Source organism: Microbispora rosea, from assembly GCF_900156315.1.
GTDB classification, from domain to species: Bacteria; Actinomycetota; Actinomycetes; order Streptosporangiales; family Streptosporangiaceae; genus Microbispora; species Microbispora rosea.
On the sequence record NZ_FTNI01000033.1, the window covers coordinates 43,097 to 62,526 of the forward strand.

Below are 19,430 nucleotides of genomic sequence, written 5' to 3' on the forward strand. Positions count from 1 at the left end.
TAGGCTGGGCCCGTGATGCTGCGAACATCGGCGTCGCGCGTGCTCGACGACAGCGATCGTGACGAGGTGCTGGCACTCCTCGACACCGATCCGGTCGCCAATGTGTTCGTAGCGGCCCGGGTCAGGGCCGTCGGCCTCAGCCCTTCACGGCTCGGCGGCCAGATGTGGGGCTACGGCCCCCGCGGAGGGCTGGTGTCCCTGTGCTACGCGGGCGCCAACCTGGTGCCCGTGAACGCCACCCGCGAGGCCGTCCACGCCTTCGCCGACCGGGCGCGCAAGCAGGGCCGTCGCTGCTCGTCCATCGTGGGCCCGGCCGGCGCCGTGGAGCAGCTCTGGGAGCGGCTGGAGCCGCACTGGGGCGGCGCCCGGGCGATCCGGTGGGCCCAGCCGGTCATGGCCACGAGTTCCGCGCCCGCCGTCGAGCCGGACCCGCTCGTACGGAGGGTCCGTCCCGAGGAGTTCGGCATCCTGCTGCCCGCCTGCGTGGCGATGTTCACCGAAGAGGTGGGCGTGTCGCCGGACAACGGCGACGGCGGAGCACTCTACCGATCGAGGGTCGCCGAGCTCATCCGCATCGGACGGTCGTACGCGCGGATCGACGACGGCCAGGTGGTCTTCAAGGCCGAGATCGGCGCGGTGACGCCGCAGGCGTGCCAGATCCAGGGCGTGTGGGTCCACCCCGGCCTGCGCGGGCGCGGCCACGCCGCGGCGGGCATGGCCGCCGTGGTCGAGCAGGCGCTGAAGTACTTCGCCCCGGTCGTCACCCTCTACGTGAACGACTTCAACCTCCCGGCCAGGGCCGTCTACCGCAAGGTGGGCTTCCAGGAGGTCGACACGTTCATGTCCGTGCTGTTCTAGCCGGGTTCTCGCCCGAGCCGAGGCCGGCCTGCGCCGGCCGCACCAGCCGGGTCAGCAGATGGTCCAGCTCGGCCGCCGGGTCGCCGGTCAGCCCGGCGTGCACCGGCCCGGTCTGCACGACCGTGCTGCGCGGCGCGGTCAGCCAGCGGAACCGGGCGCCCAGCGGCTCCCCGCACAGGGGGCCCGCCTCCTCGCCGCACGCCCGCTCGTAGGCGGCCAGGGCCAGCCGTACGCCGGGCAGGTCCACCGGCACGCCCAGCGCCAGCAGCCTCGCCTCGTCCAGCTCCACCCGTGCGCACAGGTAGCCGCGCGGCTGGCAGTAGAGGATGACCCCCGCGTTCACCAGTTCGCCCCGTTCCACGCTGGGCACCACGCGGATCACCGCGTACTCGTAGACGTCCAAGTCGCTCATCGGCCGCCCTCTCGCGCCGTACGCCAGAAGCCGCCGATCGTCGCGCCCGGCCGGCCCCGGTGCGGAGCGGGAGCGGCGGCGCCGGCGGTGTCGGGCAGCCAGTCGCGGGGCCCGGCGACCCGCGCGAGCAGGTGCTCGGTGTAGGCCCGCCGTACGGCGTGCGCGTCCGCGAAGCCCGGCTCGTCTTCCAGCCACTCGTCCGGCACCAGCGCGGTCACCTCGTCGAGCAGCGGCCGGGTGACGAGCGCGGCCAGCTCGTCGTCGGCCTGCCGCAGTTTCGTCGCGAACGGCGCGAGCACGTGGTCGCGGCCGTCGAACCGGCGGCGCGGGTCGGCCGTCGGCCAGTTGTGGTGGAACCACAGGGCGGCGCCGTGGTCGATCAGCCACACCCCGCCGTGCCAGACGAGCAGGTTCGGGTTGCGCCAGCTCCGGTCCACGTTGTGGACGAACGCGTCGAACCACAGCACCCGGGAGGCGAACTCGGCGTCGGGCTCCCAGGCGAGCGGGTCGAAACCGAGCGCTCCGGGCAGGAAGTCGATCGCGAGGTTGTGCCCGGCGCTCGCCGTGAGCAGGTCCTGGATCTCCTCGTCGGGCTCGCGGACGCCGAGCTGCGGGTCGAGGTCGATGACCTTGAGCTCGGGAGTGGCGAAGCCGAGCCGCCTGGCGAGTTCTGCGCAGACGATCTCGGCCACGAGCACCCGCCGGCCCTGTCCCGCACCGCGGAACTTCACGACGTACGTGCCGAGGTCGTCGGCTTCGACGACTCCGGGCAGCGACCCGCCCTCGCGCAGGGGCGCGACATACCGGGTCGCCGTGATCTGTTCGAGCACGGAAGGAAGGCTACCGGCAGGGCCGGCGGGCGCTCCCCTCCCCGCGCCCGCCGGCCACCCGGCCGGCTCAGTTGGCCTTGCTCGGCAGCCACCACATCCGGCCCTCCGCGACGTCGTGGTAGACGTCGAGCAGGTCCATTCCGGTGATCTTGCTGCGCGATTCGGCGGCGGCCCAGGCGTACACGCCGCGTGCGATCGAGCCGCGCTCCTGCTGGACCCGCATCGCGTAGACGAGGGCCCTGATCTCGTGCACCCTCCGGTTCTCCGGCTCGGCCTGCGCGGCGAGCTCCGCGAGCTGGCAGGCCAGACGCAGGTCGCCGTCGGCCGCGGCGGCGACGGCCCGGCCCGCGACCGACGCCGCCCCCGCCGACAGCTCGGCGACCGCGCGGGCGAACACGGCGGCCGGTGCGGGCTTGAGGTTGGCGGGGTTGCCGTCGTGCCAGCCGCCGTGCAGCCGCCAGATGTTGCGCACGATGAACTCGGGCTCGTCGTGGCGCTCGCGCAGGTAGGGCCGTCCGGCGAGCGCGGGCGGCGGCTTGACCGAGTGCAGGACCTCGTCCAGGCGCGCGCCGGCGTTCATCAGGTCGAGGGTCTGCTCGACCAGGCTGTCGAGATAGTCGGCCGTGTCGTTGAGCGCCCGGCGCACCCGGGCCGGCCCGCGGATCGGCAGCCCACGCCCGGGGAGCAGCAGGTCGGCGTCGAGCGCGGCCATGGCCCTCAGCGCCACCGACCAGTCGTCCGGATAGCGCTGGATCCGCTGTGGGTGGCCCGCCCCGGGGACCGTCCACGCGAACAGGTCGCCGGTCAGCAGCACGCCCCGCTCGGGCAGGAACGCCCAGGTGGCGTCGTCGGTGTCACCGCAGGCATGGTTGAGCTGGAAGGTGACGTCTCCCAGCGACAGGGACAGCCGCTCGCGGTAGGTCAGGTCGGGGAGTCGCTGCGGTGGCGGCCAGACCAGCCGGGGGAGGCCCTGCTCACGCAGGTCGACGATCGCGTTGTATCCGGCCGTCCTGCCCTGCTGGGTGAGCCTGCGGGCCAGCCCCTCCTGCGCCACCACCAGCGGGCGGGGGCCCGGCTCCGCGTCGAACTCCTCCATCCCCGCCAGCCGGTCGGCCCGGCTGCGGGAGAAGATCGCGTATTTGAGCGGCTCCGACGACCACTTCCTGATCGCGCGGTACGACTGCTCGGCCTCACGGGCGTCGCCCGTGTCGAAGAGACCCAGTCCGTCCTCGCCACGGACCACGTACACGTTGCCGCACGCCGGCCACATCGCCACGCCGTAGGCGATCTCCTGCACTCCGTCGCGGCGCAGCTCCGCGTAGGGCACGTCCTCGGGGCGCACCGAACCACGCCAGACCTCGTCGGCGTACGAAAGGATCGGCGATTCCATGGTCAGAGCCTGATCCTCGGGGCGGACGGTGCACAGTAGGGAGATCCCTAATGTCCATGCCGCACCCGCGCCCCCCGCACCGCCCCGTGCCGACCAGCGCCGACCTGTGCCGACCTGCCGACCGTGCCGACTTGTGCTGACCAGCGCCGGTGTCGACCGTGGTGCCGGTGCCGGTGCCGGTGCCGGTGCCGGTGCCGGTGCCGGTGCCGGTGTCGACCGTGGTGCCGGTGCCGGTGCCGACGTGGCGGTCCGGCCCGGGAGCCGAGCCATCGGCACCGGTGTCCCGAGGGCCGGTGCCAAAGACATGTGGCGTTCAATACGGCGGCACGTCGAGGTCGGTGTCGAAGGATATCGCTACGGCTGCGCCGTCCGCCGCGCCGTTGGTCGTGCCGTCACGTCCGCCGTTGTGGGGCGGAGGAGGGCTTGGTGGAGCCATGATCGTGTCCGGTGCTCCGGCGGGGTCGGCGGGCGGGCGTCCGGGCGGGGCGCCGGGCCAGTTGCGGGGCTGGGGTTCGGGGGCGGGTTGGATGATCTTCGGGAGCGGGCTGGGGTAGGTGTGTCCGAGCGGGCTGGTCCATACGATCAGCTGGGGGCCGGCCGAGGTGACCCGCCAGCCGCCGATGTGCCTGGCGCGGTGGTCGTGGCGGCAGGCCAGGTGCAGGTTGTCGGCGGTGGTGGCGCCGTTGTCGGCCCAGGGGTGGATGTGGTCCTGGTCGGTCCGGGTGGCGGGCATGCGGCAGCCCGGCCAGGAGCAGACCCGGCCGCGAATCTGGACATAGCGGCGTAAGGCCGCACCGGCATGCCGCCGACCGGCGGACTCATCGGACTCGATGGACTCGGACTCGGTGAACTCGCCGGACTCGCCGGACTCGGCAGGCTGTGCGGACTCACCGGGCTGAGTGGGCTGGGCGGATTGGGTGGACTGAGTGGGCTGGGCTGCGTCGGGTGGATGAGTGCGGGGGCGGCCGTTTTGCGATTGTCGGGTCTCGGCGTGCTGGGCGTTGCGGGTCAGGTCGGCGATCAGGGGGGCCCAGACGCCGGTGGCGGTGGGGGTGGCGGCCAGTTCGCGGAGTCGTGTGAGGGTGATTTGGAGCTCGACGATGCCGCCGCGTCGTGTATCGCGTGCGGGTCGTTGTGCGGGCGGGCAGGGGCGCCGCCCGGTGATGCCGGTCAGCAGCAGATGCCCGTTGTCGGCACAGACGGCATAGCGCCATTGCCCGGTGAGCATGGAGGCGACGATCCGGCGGGCCTGAGCGGCGTGGACCATGCCCCAGCCGGGCAGATGGGCCGGGTGCTCATCGAGGCCGAGCAGGGTGGTCAGCTCCACCCGTATCTCCCGCACCGACCACGCCCGCACCAACCACGCCTGCACCGGCCACGCGTCTGCTGCAAGCGGTGACACCGGGCTGGACTGGGCACTGTCGTCACCTTCTCCGCCACCGGCACGGCTGTCAGCGAGTGCGGTCTCGCCGTCGTCGGCGGCCACGTCAACGGCCATGTCAACGGCCTCGTCGGCAGCCCGGTCAGCGGCTTTGCCGCCAGTCTTGTCGGCGATGTCGCGGCCACGGTCATCGGCGTGGCCGCCAACGCCCTCCCGCCTGGGAGGATCGTTTCCGACATCAGCGGGGGCGCTCTCGTCGTGGTCACGGGTCTCGTCGTGGTCACGGGTCTCGCCGTCGCTCGTGTTATCGGCCCTGCCTGCACGGCCGCCAACGGCGACACCGGCGTGATCGTCGGCGTGGTCGCCGGCAAGAGCGGTGTGGTCGCCCGTGTGGCTGTCGGGGCGAGCCTGTGGGAGATCTCCATCGCGCGCCTGCCCGTGGATTCCGATGCTGGTCGAGCCTCCGGTCCCGCTGTGGGCTTCAGGACGTGTCCCACTCTGGGTTCCAGAGCAGCTCCTCGCGCCGCAGGGCGTGGCGGCGGGCTCCGTGGCGGCGTCGGCGGCCGTGCCGGCCTCCGTGTCATCAGACGCGGCGGTGGGCTCGGCGGTGGTGTCGGTGGCGTTGGTGGTGCCGTCTGCAGGCCGGAGGTCGGGGGTGTCGGCTGGGGCATCGGAGGGGGTGGCGTCCAGGAAGGGGTGGGTGCGGACGTGGGTGACGATCTCGGCGTCGGACAGGCCCTCGAAGCTGCCGTCCAGGCTGCCGAGGAAGAGGTCGGCCCGGATGTGGTCGACGGGACGGTGGTCTCCCGCGCGTTTGCAGGCGCGAGCCAGCTCGTCGATACGCTCGCACCCGGCCACCGCCCGATCAAGCGGCAGATCCAGCCCCGAAACCGTCGCGGTGCCGTCGTCGGTGCGCATGCCGACCACGCGCCGTCTGCGCACCGCCTCCCGGTAGCGCTTCTCCGCCCAATCAGGGTCGATGGCCAGCACCAGACGCTGGATGTGCTCGATCAGCTGCCCCACCGTCCAGGCCGGAGCACGACCGATCAGGTGCTGGCAGACCCAGCCGGCCTGGGCATCGGTCAAACCACCCGTCCAGCGGATGAAGGCCGCCGCCCGCGGCTCGTCCAGCTCCCCCGCCAGCATGGCCTCACCCAGAACAGGAAGGCGGCGGTGCAGGTTCCACGCCAGGTCGAACGCCGAGTCCGCCCGGCGGCGCGACCACACCAGCGCCGCCCGCGCCTCATCGGGAGCGAACTCATCGGGCACTTCCAGACGGACCACGCGGTCGCCGGTGAACTGCTCACGCAGCCCGACCTCCAACAGCGCGTACAGGAAACGCGCCCGCTCATGGCAGGACTGGCGGTAGGCGGCCTTGAGCACCTCGACGGTGTCGAACCCCGACACCCGCCCCACATCGATACCGTCCAGCACCCGGGCGAGCTCGGCCCCCGGCGGCATCGCCGCCAGCCCTGCAGGAATCGCCAGCGGCGCCCCGCCCCCCCGACACGAAGACGACCCCGCGGCACCAGACGTCGAACCCGGCCCCCACCCAGACGCCGACATAGACGCCGACACAGGCGTGGATATAGACGCGGACACAGGCGCGGACGCAGACGCCGAGATGGGCGTGGACACGGTGCGGGACCCCCGGGAGCGGAGACGAAGGCGACTGAACGGCTCCCGGCCGCCCGGACCGGGACTTCCTTCACGCAGACTCGGCTCAACACACGGCGTACGGCCACTGAGGGCCCGCCCACTAGGCTCACCTGTAACGGCTGCCCTCACCATATCTCGAACAGGCTATCGACTCCAACCCTCTACCAGCACAAACGTGGAGTCACAGCCACTCGCGAGGGATCGCACCGGCCGCGAATGGAGGGCGTTCTCAGAGGCAGCGTGCGGCAGGCCGACACTGGCCTCGGAGTCGGCGCTGACGCAGGCGTGGACCTCAACGCTGACGTGGGCGTGGGTGTGGACTTCAACGCTGACGTGAGCGTGGGCGCGGGTGCGGACCTCAACACTGGCGCGGGCACGGGCGCGGACCTCAACGCTGACGTGACCGTGGGCGCGGGCGTTGCCGACCGGCCAGCTCACACAACGGCACGCACGGAGAAGCACGCCCAGAGAAGCATGCCGGAGAAGAGGGAGCCCGTCCCGGGTCGCGTGTGACCCGGGACGGGCTCCCGGTAGGGCGACTCAGCCGCGCGAACGGCGCAGGGCGGTGACGCCCGCCCCGGCTCCGACCAGTCCGGCGACGAGGCCGAGGCCGCCGAGCACCAGGGCCGGGGTGCTGTTCCCGCCCTCGCGATCGTCGTCGTCACTCGCCGCAGCCGCCACGGTGGGGGCGGCGGCCGGCGAGGCCGGGGCCGCGCCGTGCTCGTCGTCCTCCCCTTCCTCGGCGGCGACCAGCTTGAGCGTCGGCGCGGGGTGTTCGGGCTCGGACCCGTCGGTCGTCGCCGCGTCCTCCCACTTGACGACCTCACCGTTGGAGTAGGTCTGAGCGGTGGGGAACGCCAGCGCGTCCACGTTCTTCGGCAGCGGGCCGACCGACACCTCGAACTCCTGGAACTGGCCGGACTCGACCTTCCCGCCGGACCAGGTGATCTTCAGCACCGACTCGGTGATCGTGTCGCCGGCGTCCGAGACGACGGGCTTGGGCAGCTTGCCGCGGGTGAGCTTGACGTCCCAGCCGGGCACCGGGCGGACCGAGACGAACGGCAGCGGGTGGTCGGTGGGGAAATCGACCTCCACCTTGGTGGTCGAGGCGTTGTCGCGCTCGTTGGGCACCCGGAAGGCGATCTTCGTCCAGGAGCCCTGCACGGCGGTGCCGGGGTTGACGGTGATGTGGGCGAGGGCGGGCACGGCCAGACCGACGGTGAGCGCGAGGGCACCGGCGGTGACGGCGGCCGCACGACGGACGTACGAGGTCATGGGGGTTCTCCAGTCGTCTGCGAGATTACGGAGGCGCGCGAGCATGGCCCTCGGGGGACAAGAGGGTCCCGTGGGGAGGTACGCGCCGCTCGCGCGTGAGGCTCAGAAGACGGGGAGAAGCGGTGGCCCGCGGCGGACGACCGCATGCCGCAGCACGCCCGCGGTGCGGGGTGCGCGCCCGGAACCCGGTGCCGTGGGCCGGTGGGGACGTCCGGTGCCCGCGAGATCGGCCCCCCACAGCGCCAGCAGCGCACGGGCCAGCACGGCCACCGTCCGCAGGCAGCGGACCGCCCCGGCGCCGATCGCGCGCAGCACGGACCACAGGGCCTCCTCGCCGCGCGACAGCCACAATCCGGTGAGCAGCGCCGCGGTGAGGTGGGCGGTGAGCATGCCGGTCTGCGCGGTCAGGCCGCCGTGCCAGGTGGGGTGCGACGCCGCGCCGGGCCCCGTCATGTCGAGGAGACAGTGCAGGAACACCTGGGCGCCGACCAGCAGACCGATGATCGCCTGGGGTGACCGTTCCCGGCCCGCCGCGACGGCCGCGCCGGCCGTCACCGTGAGCACCCCCGTGAGGAGCGCGGCGGGCGCCGGCCCGCCTCCTCCGGCGAACCGGTGCGCGCCGACGGCGAGGAGCACGCAGACGGCGGAGAAGGCGGCCGACCGCGCGAGCCTGAAGGAGAGCGTGGCGCGCATGACGCCGGGATTGTCTCACACCCCGGCGATCTCGGCGGTCCGCCGCCGATCGCGCCACCGACCACGGCGGCGGACCACCGCGGCGCACCACTGCGGCAGGCCACTGCGGCAGGCCACCCAGCAGGCCACGGCGTCGGGACCACGGCGGTGGACCACTGCGGCAGGCCACCCCGGCGGGCCGGGGCGGCGGACCACCCCAGCGGGCCACGGCGGCGTCGGCGGGGGAAGGAGCCGCGCTTCGCCGTGGCCCGCCGCTGCCGCGCACGGCCTTCGCCGGCACGGATCGTGCCGTCCCGCGCGAAGGACATGCGCGGAGAAGGGTCAGCGGAGAGGGTTCAGCAGGGCGGGGTCAACGGAGCGGATTCAGCGGAGCGGGTTCAGACGCGGGTCCAGCGCTGGTTGGACTGGCCGTTGCACGTCCAGATGATGATCTTCGTGCCGTTGGCGGTGCCGGCGTTGTAGGCGTCCAGGCACTTGTTCGCGCCGAGGGCGGTGATGCTGCCGTCGGAGTTGAGCCGCCACTGCTGGTTGCTCTGCCCGTTGCAGTCCCAGATGACCACGTTGCTGCCGTCGGCGGTGCCGGCGTTGTACACGTCCAGGCACTTGTTGCCGTAGACCCGCAGCTCACCCGAGGCGCTCGGCGTCCACCGCTGGTTGGACTGGCCGTTGCAGTCCCACAGCTGCACCTGGGCGCCGTTGGCCTGCGAAACGCCGCTGACGTCCAGGCACCGGCCCGACCCCACACCCTTGATCGCGCTCCCCCCGGCAGGAGTGGGCGAAGGGCTGGCGGACGGGGTGGCGCCGGTCCCCGTGACGGTGAGGAGGACGGCCTCACGGGCGGGCACGGTCGTGGTGTAGCCGCCGTCGAACGTGCCGGAGTCGGTCCCCGTCCAGAGGTTCCGTACGGTCGCCGGCCCGGTCAGGCCGAGGTCGGCCCAGCGGGCGGTGATGGCGGCGGACGACGTGGTCCGGTTGAGCAGGAGCACCGCGCGCCGGCCGGTCCCCGACAGCACCTTGGAGTACACCTGGCGTCCGCTCTGGTCCTCGGCCACCTTCACCCCCTGCCGCCCGAGGGGGTCCTGGTCGACCGCCAGCACCTCCCGGTTGGTCAGGATCGCCCTGGTCTCGGCGCTCATCGTGGCGAGGTTGTTGCCGGCCAGCAGCGGCGCGCCCGAGATCGCCCACAGGCCCATGTGCGTGCGGTTCTGCGCGGCCGAGAAGCCGTTCATGCCGACGACGAGCATGTCGGGGTCGTTGTAGTGCCCCGGGCTCTGGGCCGCGGGATGCTGGGCGGAGTCGAAGTTGGCCAGCACCCGGTCCATCGACGCGGTCTGACCCCAGTAGATGATGTCGCCACTGGTCCGCCACATGGTTGACATTCCGGGCGCCCAGTCCCAGGGGTTCTGGACACCCCAGTTGCACACCGACAGCACCATCGGCCGCCCGGTCTGCGCCGTGGCCCGGTCTATCGCGTCGCTGATCGCCTGGTAGGCGGTGCGGGAGTTGAGACCCTCGGCGTTCCCCCCGCACCAGTCGACCTTCACGAAGTCGAAGCCCCATCGGGAGAACTGCAGGAAGTCCTGGTCGTAGTGGCCCTCGCTGCCCGTGTTGGGCGCGGCCGGACGGCCGGTCGGGTAGTAGTAGCCGCATCCGTTCCGGCCGGCGTCCGTGTAGATGCCCGCCTTCAGGCCCTTGCTGTGAATGTAGTCGGCGATCGCCTTCATCCCGCCCGGCCACTCCGCCGTGTCGACCGTGATGTTGCCGGAGGCGTCACGCGTTCCCTGCCACCAGCCCTCGTCGATGTTGACGTACTCGTAGCCGGCGTCCTTCATCCCGGACGACACCATCGCGTCCGCCTGAGCTTTGATCACGTTGTAGTTGATCTGGGCCGCGAAGGTGTTCCATGACGCCCAGCCCATCGGCGGCGTCGCCACGGCCGCCACGGCCGCGGCGGTGACCGTTCTCGTCGTGGCGGCGGAAGCACCGTCCGCGACCACCCACCCCGCCGGCACCATCGCCGCGATCGCGAGGTGCACGGCGGCGACCAGCCGCCGCAGCCGCCGGACGCGGGGGGAAGTGCCGCTCACGGTGTGCGCGGGGGGCCGTCGCCGGCCAGGCCTGCGCAGGCGCATTCGTTTCTCCTTCTGGTAGGGGGCCCTCGACAGGTGCGGGCACGGCCGATCTCCGGAGAGACGGCTGATCCCGCGTCCAGGTCCGAGCGGCATGGCGGTACGGCGGCAAGGAAGCCGGAGACACCCGCGAGATCCACCGCATGGCTGGTCGCCGGACGCGACACGACCGGCGCCACCGCAGGCCCCTGCCGCTCATCACCGACCCCGGCAGGAGGAAGCCGAACGCGGATTCAGTGTCGAAACCACCGCGGGACGTGTCAAGACCGTTGAGCGAATCGTTTCGCGCGGTGCTCAGCATCCCGGCCCCGGCGGCTGAAAGTTTCAGCACGTTTCGCGGCCGACGAGAACGCGAGCATTCCGATGGACGGCAATCCGGCGGGTGGCCCGGCCCGGGCTCTTGACAGTGCCCGCCGCGTCGTATTTGCTCCGCTGCACCACGCCCTCGGGTGACTCCCGGAAGGAGGACATCTCCGCCCCCGAATTGTTAACGCTAACAACTCCGCGAGAACCACACTCGGCGAGAACCGCCGGAAGGAATGCCCAGCCGTCCCGCAAGCGCGCGGCGTCTCGCGTCCGACCCCGCGAGACAGCGCGAACACACTGGCCCGTCCCCCACCCGGCTCACCCTGAGGGAGGAAAGAGAGCTCGGACATCGACCACAAAAGTGGGCGTTGCACGTTTCAGCCCGACATAACGGTTCAGTCGGGGCATCGGGGATGGCGGCCGATCCCGCCGCGGGGACTCCCCTGAGAACGACATTTCGGTCATACTCGCTAACGATCAACGGTGCCGAGCCGAGGACGTCCGACGATGACACCCCCCCAGCGCCGCCACGGCGTGGTAGTCCCCGCTGTCGCCGCGACGGCCTTCGCCGTACTGGCGCTCGCCCTGTGGTTCGGCGGCGGCAGACCGCAACCGGCGATCCAGGGCCTGCCCTCCCCCGGCGCCCTGACGACCTGGGGCCTGCCGGTCGCGCGACTCGTCCACGACGTCTGCGCCGCGGCCACCGTCGGGACCCTGCTGGCGGCCGTCGTGCTGGCCCCCGCCAGCGGCCGGGCCGTCGTGCGGGCGGCCGGAGACTGGGCGCTCGGCTGGGCGGCGAGCGCGGCGGTCACCGAGGTCCTGACGCTGTCGGACTTCATCGGACTGCCTCCGGGAGACGCACTGCGCTCCGGCGCGCTGCCCGCCTTCCTTCTCCACATCCCGCAGGGTCAGGCGTTCCTGACGGTGACGCTCGCGGCCCTGGCGGTCGCCGCCGGGACGCGTCTGCCGGACGGTCCCCTGCTCCGGCTCACGCTGCTCGCGGTGGCGCTCCTCACGGTGCTGCCCCCGGTGTACGTGGGCCACTCCGCGTCGGCCGCCGACCACAATCTCGCCGTACTGAGCCTGATGGCGCACGTCGCGGCCGTCGCGCTGTGGACCGGCGGACTGTACGCCCTCGTGGCGCACCTGCGCGCCGCGCCCGGGCTCACCGTCGCCGTGCGCCGCTTCAGCACGCTCGCGCTGGGCTGCTTCGTCGCCGTCGGGGCGTCCGGCGCCCTCAACGCCTGGGTGCGGCTCGGCTCTGTGCCTCTGCTGTGGCAGTCGAGGTACGGCCTGCTCGTGCTGACCAAGATCGCCGCGCTCGCGGCGCTCGGCTGGTTCGGGTGGCGGCACCGGCGCAGGACCATCGAGGCGATGGACACCGGCGGGGCCCGCGCGCCGTTCCTCCGCCTCGCCTGCGGCGAGATCGCGGTGATGGCCGGCACGCTGGGCCTGGCCGTGGCACTGGGACGCACGCCCCCGCCGCCCACGGAGACGGCCGTCCACCAGCACGACGCCCTGGGGTACGCCCTGCCTCCCTTCACCCCTGGCGCGCTCGTCACCGAGGTGCGGCCCGATCCGCTCGCGCTGCTCCTGCTGGCCGCCGCGCTCGCCGCGTACCTGTCCGGCGTACGGCGGCTGTCGCGCGCTCCGGGGGAGGGCGACGGGTGGCCGGCCTGGCGGACCGCCTCCTGGGTGGCCGGTCTGGCCGTGATCGGCTATGCCACCTCGGGAGGCGTGGCGGCGTACGCGCCGGCGCTGTTCTCCGCGCACGCGGCGCAGTACGCGCTGCTCGGCGCCGTCGGCCCCGTGCTGCTCGTGTTCGGCGCGCCGATGACGTTGTGGCGACGTGCCCGTCCGGATGCGGACCCCACCGGCGGTCCCGCCGGCCGCGCGCTGTCCCACCCGGTGACGGCCCTGGTCCTATACGCGCTGCCGTATCCGGCGCTGTATCTGACCGGCCTGTTCGGGGACGCCCAGCCGAGCCTCGCCCTGCGGCTGGCCGCGCAGACGGCGGTGACGGTCACCGCGGTGCTGTTCCTCGCGGTGGCCGCCGGCGTGGACCCGCTCCCCCGCGCGATCCGGCCGCAGATCCGCGCCTGGATGCTCGCCGGGGCGATCGCCGTACGCGCGTGGGCGGGCCTGGTGGTGCTGGCCGGGCCGCCGCAGGCGCCGGAGTGGTATGCGGCGCTCGGACTGCCGTGGGCGCCGGACCGGGCGGCCGACCAGCGGCTGGGGGCGCTGCTCGGCACCGGCGTGACCGTCGCCGTCCTCGCGGGCCTGCTCGCACTGCTGCTCGTCCGCTGGCGGGCGGCGCGGCGCAGGACCGCCGCTGCCGCCCCCTCGGGGACGTCCGTGGGCGCCCGCTGACGGAGCGCGGCGCCGCGCGGGAAGGTCAGCGGCGGCCTCGGGGAGCCCCGTCGCGGTCCCTGCGCACGATCGGCCTCCTGCCCTTGATCGTGGTGTGGCGCAGCGCCGCGACCACCTCGTCCACGGCGCCGTCCGGGATCTCGACCAGGGTGAACCGGTCGGCGATCTCGATCGCCCCGATCTCGCGCCCGCTGACCCGGGTCTCCCCGGTGATCGCGCCGACGATGTCCTGGGGACGCACGCCCGCGCTGCGGCCCGCGCCGACGAAGACGCGGCTCATCGCGCCGCCCCCGCGCCGCCCGCGCCGGTCGTCGCGGCCCTGCCTGTCGTCGCGCGCGCCGCGCTCGGCCCGCTGCGGGCGCGGCGTGACCTCGGGGATCTCCTCCTCGTCGGCGGCGGCGCCGGTCGACTCGTGGGCGAGCTTGACCGCCGCGAGCGCGATGTCGACCAGGTCGAACTCGTCGGCGAGCGTCTCGACCACCACGCGGAAGCGGTCGAGGTCGCCGTCCTCCATCAGGCTCTCCTGCAGCGCGGCCCTGGTCAGCTCCAGCCGCCGGGCGCGCAGGTCGGCGACCGTCGGCACCTTCTCGACCGCGATCTTGCTGCGGGTGACGCGCTCGATGGTCTTGAGCATGCGGTGCTCGCGCGGCTCGGCGAGCGTGATCGCGACGCCCTCGCGCCCGGCGCGGCCCACCCGGCCGATGCGGTGCACGTACGACTCGGGCGCGGACGGCACGTCGTAGTTGATGACATGGGTGAGCTGCTCGATGTCGAGGCCGCGCGCGGCCACGTCGGTCGCGACGAGCAGGTCGGCCGTCCCGCTGCGCAGCCGGCCCATGACCCGGTCGCGCTGCTCCTGGCCCATGCCGCCGTGCAGGGCCTCGGCGCGGTAGCCGCGGCCGTTCATGGTCTCGGTGAGGCTGTCGACCTCCTCACGGGTGCGGCAGAAGACGATCGCCGCGGTCGGCGCCTCCACGTCGAGCACGCGGCCCAGCGCGGCCGGCTTGTACGCCCGGCTCACGATGTAGGCGCTCTGCCGGATGAGCGGGGCCTCGCCGGCGGCGGGCGCCTCCCGCTCGATCCTGATCCGCACCGGCTCGCGCAGGTGGCGGCGGGCGATCCCGTCGATGCGCGGCGGCATGGTCGCGGAGAACAGCACGGTCTGCCGGTTCTCCGGGGTCTCCTGAAGGATCGCCTCGATGTCGTCGGCGAAGCCCATGTCGAGCATCTCGTCGGCCTCGTCGAGGACGATCATGCGCAGGCCCTTGAGCGGCAGAGTGCCCCTGCCGATGTGGTCGAGCGCCCGCCCCGGAGTGGCGACGACGACGTCCACGCCGCGCTCAAGCGCCCGCAGCTGCCGCCCGATCGGCTGCCCGCCGTAGATTGGCAGCACCCGCGTGCCGAGATCGCGGCCGTAGCGGTGCATGGCCTCCGACACCTGCACGGCCAGTTCGCGGGTGGGCACCAGCACCAGCCCGCCGGGCTCGCCACCGTCGGCTTCCAAGGCCGCAGGGTGGCCGGCATGCAGCCGCTGGAGCATGGGCAGGGCGAACGCGGCCGTCTTGCCTGTGCCGGTCGCGGCCTGCCCGAGGAGGTCACGGCCCTCCAGCAACGGCGGGATGGCCTCCCGCTGGATGGGCGTGGGCTCCTCGTAGCCGAGACCGGTCAAGGCCTTGAGGAGCTCGGGGCCCAGCGCCAGATCGGCGAATCCGGGTCCTTCATCGATCTCGTTCACGACCATGTCCTGCTCCTGGTCCTGCTCCTGGTCCCGGCTGTGGCGGGGCGAATGTGCACGGGACGACCCTATGGTCTTTCCGCCCTTACCCCGAACGCCGCCCCCGGCACCCGCCCGGTGCGCCCTTGGTTCCAGGGCGCACCGGGCCGCGTGCCGCCGTCCTCGCGCGGGCCGTCAGCCCAGGTCGCGGGTGGTGCGCAGCAGTGTGGCCAGCTCGGTCACGGCCGGGTCATCGGTCCGCGCCGCCAAGCGGTCGGCCTGGTCGATCAGCTCGGCGAGGCTCCAGGTCCCGCTCTTCCCGGACCCCCGGCCGCGCAGATGCCCGGCGAGATCTGCGGCCACGGCGTCGACCTGGAGACGGACGGAGGCGCTCCCCCACAGGGCCGGGGCCAGCGCGAACACGTCGACGCTCCGGTCCGCCTCGGACGGCCGCCGGGTGTCGGGGTCCAGCCAGCGCACGGTGGCGGTGGCGAGCCGGCCGTCCGCGTCCGGGCGCAGGCGCACCCGATAGAGCGCGGTGACCGAGTGACCGGGACCGACCTCCCCGCCGTCCTTGCTGTCGTCGCGGAAGTCCTCCGAGGTCAGCGCGCGGTCCTCGTAGCCGAGGAGCGAGTACGACTCGACCGCCGACGGGTTGAAGGAGACCTGCGCCTTGGCGTCCCGGGCGCGCACCTCCAGCGTGGTGGTGAGCCGTTCGGTGAAGGCCTTGCGCACCTCGTCTTCCGTGGAGACGTACACGGCCGCGCCGTCGCCCCTGTCCGCGAGCTGCTCCATGAGCTCGTCGCCGTACTCGCGGCCGACGCCCACGCACAGCAGGGTGATCTTCTTCCCCGCGTACTCGCTCACCCGGTCGAGGATCGCCTGCCAGGCGGTCTCGCCGGTGTTGGCCAGGCCGTCGGAGAGCAGGATGACGCGGTTGGTGGCGTCCTCGCGGAAGGCGCCGGCCGCCAGGCGGTAGCCGGCCTCCAAGCCGTCCGACAGGTTGGTCGATCCGCCGGCGCCGAGCATGTCGACGGCCTCGTGCAGCTCGGACCGGTAGGTGACCGCCGTCGTCTCCGCGACCACCTGGGCCGTTTCGCGGAAGGACACGATGGACACCTGGTCGCCGGGCACGAGCTGGTCGACGAGCGTGTGCAGCGCCCGGCGCACGAGGTCGAGTCTGCCGGGCTCGGCCATGGACCCGGAGACGTCGACCACGAAGGTCAGGCTGACGGGCCGCCGCACCGACGCGTCCGGCTCGCGGGTCTGCAGGCCGACGCGGAGCAGCGCCGCCTGTTCCCCGGGCAGCCTGGCCCCGTCGAGGTGGACGGCGAAGCCGTCGCCGTCCGGCTCCGCGTAGTCCTGGCGGAAGGCGTTGACGAACTCCTCCGTACGCACCTGCCCCGGTTCTGGCAGGCGCCCCTCCTGCAGGGCACGGCGGGCGTAGCCGTAGGAGGCCGTGTCGACGTCGAGGGCGAAGGTCGAGGGCTCCTCCGCGCGGTGCTCCCCCTCTTCCCTGTCGAGTGAGGGCATCTCCGCGCCGGTGTCGTCGTGCCGGGCCGAGTCCGGGAATCCCCGGGGAGCGGCCGGCGCTCTGGCCCCGGCGTCCGGCGCGGCCGGCCCGACGGCACAGGCGGTGGCGAACAACAGGGCGATCACAGTCAGAACCGCGAGGATCGGGCTGGACTTCTTCATGGGCGCCTCCGAGGTAGGTCCACCCTCTGGGACGGACCCCGGACGGCCGTGCGCCGCCTCGGTCATCCAAGTGAGGGCGAACCGTTCCCCGCTCGTGATCATCGAAGCCCGGTACGTCACCCCTGCCTCAGGGGTCACACTCCCGGAGCCGCCCAGGAGGACATACCGTGTTGGTCGTGGATCTTCGGGAGCTGAGACGGGCCAGGTTCGCGGTGTCGGTCACCTTCGCCCTGCACGGAGCGGTGACCGGCGGCTTCGCCTCCCGCATCCCCTGGATCCAGGACCACGTCGGGGCCGGTCCCGGCGGGCTCGGGCTCGCCCTGCTCGCGCCCGCGGTCGGCTCCATCCTCGCGATGCCGACCGCGGGACGCCTCACGCACCGGTTCGGCGGGCGGGCCGTCACCCGCGTCTCGATCGGCCTGTGGTGCCTGATCCTCGTCCTGCCCCCGCTGGCGCCGGACCTGCCCCTGCTGTGCGCGGCGCTCATGCTGTACGGCGCGGTGGCCGGCATCGGCGACGTCGCGATGAACGCCCAGGGGGTGGTGGTCGAGCAGCGGCTCGGCCGTTCGATCATGTCCGGACTGCACGGCATGTGGAGCGTGGGGACGCTCGTGGGCGGCGCGGTGGGCACGCTGGCGGCGAGCGCGGGCCTCGACGCCCGGCTCCATCTGGGCGGCACGGCAATCGTGCTGTTCCTCGTGGCCCTGGCCGTCGGACCGCTGCTGCTCGACGTGCGGGCGGGCGAGGACGAGCCGGCCCCGCCCCACTTCGTGCTGCCGCCGCGCGGAGTGCTGCTCATCGGGCTGGTGGGGTTCTGCGCGGTGTTCGGCGAGGCCGCCGCCCAGGACTGGTGCGCGGTCTATCTCCGCCAGGTCGCGGGCGCGTCCCAGGCGGTGGGCGCCGCGGCGTACACGGCCTTCGCCTGCACGATGGCCGCGGGCCGGTTGTGCGGCGACGCGGTGGTGCGGCGGCTGGGGCCGGTGGCGACCGTGCGCGGCGGCGGCGCACTGGCGGCGCTCGGCGGGCTGCTCGTCGTGGTCTCCCGTACCCCGGTGCCGGCGATCGCCGGGTTCATGCTGATCGGCGTGGGGATCGCCGTGGTCATCCCGCTGGTGTTCGCGGCGGCGGGCAACGCCGGGCCCTCACCGAGCGCAGGTGTCGCGGGCGCGGCCACCGTGAGCTACGCGTCGGGGTTCTTCGCGCCGAGCGCCATCGGCGGGATCGCCACGCTGGCCGGACTTCCCGTCTCGTTCGCGCTGGTCACCGCGCTGCTGCTGGCGGTCCTGCTGGGCGCGCGCAGGCTCGCGCCCTCGGCCGGGAAGGCGCGTCAGGAGACGCGGCAGGCCCCGCACGGGCAGTAGTGCCGGGACCTCGGCCGAGGTCTCCGTCGTACGCGTACGGGAGCCTGCCCAGCGGGACAGGCGACGGCCCAGGGACTGGGCCGGGCGCTCGACGGCGCGGTAGGTCAGCGCGGAGCAGGCGAGCACCACCCCGAGCAGCAGGACGGCCATGGCCAGGCGTTCGGCGAGGGAGAAGCGGCCCGGGTCCGTCGTCAGCCGCCGGAGCACCTGCACGGCGAGGGGATGCAGCAGGTAGACGGAGTAGCTGATCAGGCCGAGCCCCACGAGGGCGCGGGGCATCGGCCGGCGCCGCAGAAGACGGGCGGCCAGGAAAGTGGCCCAGGCCGCGGCGACGGCCGTGGACCAGCCCCAGGTGAACGCCAGCGCCTGGTCGGCGGGCATGCCCCAGCCGGGGCCGAACGCCCACGCGGCGCCGATGGACGCGACCGGGACGCACACCAGCGCCCACCCGCTCCTCTTCCAGCGCAGCCGCCCCTGGTCGAGCCGGTAGAGCACGGTGCCGGCGAGCATCGTCGCGAGGATGGCGAGGCTCTGCCACGCCCCGATCCGGCTGTTGGCGCCGAGCAGCACGAGAGCCAGCACGGCCGCGGCCGCGGTGCCGCACACGCGCAGCCGCCCGCGACACGCCAGCGACGCGGCCGCCGCGAGCAACACGACCGCCGTGACGACCACGACCTGGGCGGTGCCGGCGCCCCTCGACAGCGCGCCCGCCGGAAGCAGTCCGCCCAGGGTGACGGCCGCCGCGGCGAAGGCGATCATGCCCGTGGTGCCGGCACGGTGCACGCCCGCCACGAACATCGCCGTCACGAGCAGGTAGAAGACCATTTCGTACGACAGCGTCCAGAACACGTTGACGACGCTGACCACCTGAAGGAGGTCCTGCAGCATCGTCAGGTGCGCCAGGGTGGAGATGCCCGGATTGTCGGCCAGCTGGCTCGGCAGCGTCGCGTACACGCCCGTGGCGCCGAACACCGTCCCGGCCGCCGCGGCGACGAACCACAGGGGATACAGACGGAAGACCCGGTTGATCCAGAACCCGCCGACGCTGCCGCGCCGCTCCAGCGAAACCGGCACCACGTAGCCGCTGACGAGGAAGAACACCAGCACGCCGTACTGGCCGAAGTTGAACCACTGGCTCGCGCCCGCGCGCACCTCGGGAAACAGCGCGTCCACGCAGTGCTCGAACACCACGACGAGCGCGGCCAGGCCGCGCAACGCGTCCAGCCATCCCTGCCGCGGCGACGGTGGCTGCGGCCGCGGCTGCGCGGGTGACGCCTCCTCTCCGACACCGGTCCGGTTCGTTTCCACAACATCGACGAACATCCGGTCAGGGTAGGGGGTCAGCCTGGGAAAAGCG

13 protein-coding genes and 1 pseudogene are annotated in these 19,430 nt (G+C 73.2%); 4 read left to right on the plus strand and 10 right to left on the minus strand.

Annotated features, from left to right (window positions below; translation table 11 throughout):
• The first annotated feature begins 15 nt into the window (after window positions 1-15).
• Window positions 16-858: a GNAT family N-acetyltransferase gene (locus BXA11_RS34330; RefSeq protein ID WP_076441307.1), complete on the plus strand. Its 843-nt coding sequence runs from the start codon at window positions 16-18 to the stop codon at window positions 856-858.
• On the opposite strand, the gene BXA11_RS34335 is transcribed toward BXA11_RS34330, so the two are convergent.
• The 4 genes from BXA11_RS34335 to BXA11_RS34350 form a co-directional block, all read right to left on the minus strand.
• The gene (locus BXA11_RS34335) at window positions 839-1,270 is read right to left on the minus strand and encodes a DUF3037 domain-containing protein (RefSeq protein ID WP_076441309.1); all 432 of its coding nucleotides are present in this window, start codon (window positions 1,268-1,270) and stop codon (window positions 839-841) included. The genes BXA11_RS34330 and BXA11_RS34335 overlap by 20 nt on opposite strands.
• Window positions 1,267-2,100: a HipA family kinase gene (locus BXA11_RS34340; protein WP_076441311.1), complete on the minus strand. Its 834-nt coding sequence runs from the start codon at window positions 2,098-2,100 to the stop codon at window positions 1,267-1,269. The genes BXA11_RS34335 and BXA11_RS34340 overlap by 4 nt, the downstream gene beginning before the upstream one ends.
• A 67-nt stretch (window positions 2,101-2,167) precedes the next feature.
• Window positions 2,168-3,490, minus strand: coding sequence for an alkyl sulfatase dimerization domain-containing protein (locus tag BXA11_RS34345; protein WP_076441313.1), 1,323 nt, complete (start codon window positions 3,488-3,490; stop codon window positions 2,168-2,170).
• A gap of 313 nt (window positions 3,491-3,803) precedes the next feature.
• Window positions 3,804-6,254 carry a DUF222 domain-containing protein gene (locus BXA11_RS34350; protein ID WP_159454891.1) on the minus strand — a complete coding sequence of 817 codons (2,451 nt, stop codon included), beginning with the start codon at window positions 6,252-6,254 and terminating at the stop codon, window positions 3,804-3,806.
• 492 nt (window positions 6,255-6,746) lie between these two features.
• Here BXA11_RS34350 and BXA11_RS34355 point away from each other — a divergent pair, with 492 nt between their 5' ends.
• Complete coding sequence (locus tag BXA11_RS34355; RefSeq protein WP_076441317.1) at window positions 6,747-7,043, plus strand: hypothetical protein; 297 nt, start codon at window positions 6,747-6,749, stop codon at window positions 7,041-7,043.
• Window positions 7,044-7,070: 27 nt separating this feature from the next.
• Here the strand turns inward: BXA11_RS34355 and BXA11_RS34360 are convergent, their stop codons facing one another.
• The 3 genes from BXA11_RS34360 to BXA11_RS34370 all read right to left on the minus strand — a co-directional run bounded on the left by BXA11_RS34360 (window position 7,071) and on the right by BXA11_RS34370 (window position 10,630).
• Window positions 7,071-7,805 carry a YcnI family copper-binding membrane protein gene (locus BXA11_RS34360; protein WP_076441320.1) on the minus strand — a complete coding sequence of 245 codons (735 nt, stop codon included), beginning with the start codon at window positions 7,803-7,805 and terminating at the stop codon, window positions 7,071-7,073.
• A 102-nt stretch (window positions 7,806-7,907) separates the two neighbouring features.
• A complete protein-coding gene (locus tag BXA11_RS34365) occupies window positions 7,908-8,498 on the minus strand; it encodes a hypothetical protein (protein WP_076441322.1) in 591 nt (196 codons plus the stop codon).
• 377 nt (window positions 8,499-8,875) lie between these two features.
• On the minus strand, window positions 8,876-10,630 hold the full coding sequence (locus BXA11_RS34370; RefSeq protein WP_083744787.1) for a glycoside hydrolase family 27 protein: 1,755 nt from the start codon (window positions 10,628-10,630) through the stop codon (window positions 8,876-8,878).
• A gap of 810 nt (window positions 10,631-11,440) precedes the next feature.
• Here BXA11_RS34370 and BXA11_RS34375 point away from each other — a divergent pair.
• Window positions 11,441-13,303: a bifunctional copper resistance protein CopD/cytochrome c oxidase assembly protein gene (locus BXA11_RS34375; RefSeq protein ID WP_143734687.1), complete on the plus strand. Its 1,863-nt coding sequence runs from the start codon at window positions 11,441-11,443 to the stop codon at window positions 13,301-13,303.
• Window positions 13,304-13,328: 25 nt separating this feature from the next.
• On the opposite strand, the gene BXA11_RS34380 is transcribed toward BXA11_RS34375, so the two are convergent.
• Both BXA11_RS34380 and BXA11_RS34385 read right to left on the minus strand, forming a co-directional pair.
• The gene (locus BXA11_RS34380) at window positions 13,329-15,044 is read right to left on the minus strand and encodes a DEAD/DEAH box helicase (RefSeq protein ID WP_030511864.1); all 1,716 of its coding nucleotides are present in this window, start codon (window positions 15,042-15,044) and stop codon (window positions 13,329-13,331) included.
• Window positions 15,045-15,212: 168 nt separating this feature from the next.
• Window positions 15,213-16,712 carry a vWA domain-containing protein gene (locus BXA11_RS34385; protein WP_076441327.1) on the minus strand — a complete coding sequence of 500 codons (1,500 nt, stop codon included), beginning with the start codon at window positions 16,710-16,712 and terminating at the stop codon, window positions 15,213-15,215.
• Window positions 16,713-16,954: 242 nt separating this feature from the next.
• Between BXA11_RS34385 and BXA11_RS45050 the strand changes: the two are divergent.
• Window positions 16,955-17,851 (plus strand): annotated as a pseudogene (locus BXA11_RS45050) (MFS transporter); the annotation flags it as partial.
• 3 nt (window positions 17,852-17,854) lie between these two features.
• Here BXA11_RS45050 and BXA11_RS44105 read toward each other — a convergent pair.
• Entirely contained in the window at window positions 17,855-19,396 is a 1,542-nt protein-coding gene (locus BXA11_RS44105; protein WP_076441332.1) for an acyltransferase family protein, read from the minus strand.
• Window positions 19,397-19,430 lie beyond the last annotated feature (34 nt).

Excerpts from the sequence above, each read along its gene's own strand:
- BXA11_RS34370 (WP_083744787.1), bottom strand. The coding sequence starts at position 10,630 with ATGCGCCTGCGCAGGCCTGGCCGGCGACGGCCCCCCGCGCACACCGTG.
- BXA11_RS34355 (WP_076441317.1), top strand. The coding sequence starts at position 6,747 with ATGGAGGGCGTTCTCAGAGGCAGCGTGCGGCAGGCCGACACTGGCCTC.
- BXA11_RS34360 (WP_076441320.1), bottom strand. The coding sequence starts at position 7,805 with ATGACCTCGTACGTCCGTCGTGCGGCCGCCGTCACCGCCGGTGCCCTC.
- BXA11_RS34345 (WP_076441313.1), bottom strand. The coding sequence starts at position 3,490 with ATGGAATCGCCGATCCTTTCGTACGCCGACGAGGTCTGGCGTGGTTCG.
- BXA11_RS34365 (WP_076441322.1), bottom strand. The coding sequence starts at position 8,498 with ATGCGCGCCACGCTCTCCTTCAGGCTCGCGCGGTCGGCCGCCTTCTCC.
- BXA11_RS34380 (WP_030511864.1), bottom strand. The coding sequence starts at position 15,044 with ATGGTCGTGAACGAGATCGATGAAGGACCCGGATTCGCCGATCTGGCG.
- BXA11_RS34375 (WP_143734687.1), top strand. The coding sequence starts at position 11,441 with ATGACACCCCCCCAGCGCCGCCACGGCGTGGTAGTCCCCGCTGTCGCC.
- BXA11_RS34330 (WP_076441307.1), top strand. The coding sequence starts at position 16 with ATGCTGCGAACATCGGCGTCGCGCGTGCTCGACGACAGCGATCGTGAC.
- BXA11_RS44105 (WP_076441332.1), bottom strand. The coding sequence starts at position 19,396 with ATGTTCGTCGATGTTGTGGAAACGAACCGGACCGGTGTCGGAGAGGAG.
- BXA11_RS34335 (WP_076441309.1), bottom strand. The coding sequence starts at position 1,270 with ATGAGCGACTTGGACGTCTACGAGTACGCGGTGATCCGCGTGGTGCCC.
- BXA11_RS34385 (WP_076441327.1), bottom strand. The coding sequence starts at position 16,712 with ATGAAGAAGTCCAGCCCGATCCTCGCGGTTCTGACTGTGATCGCCCTG.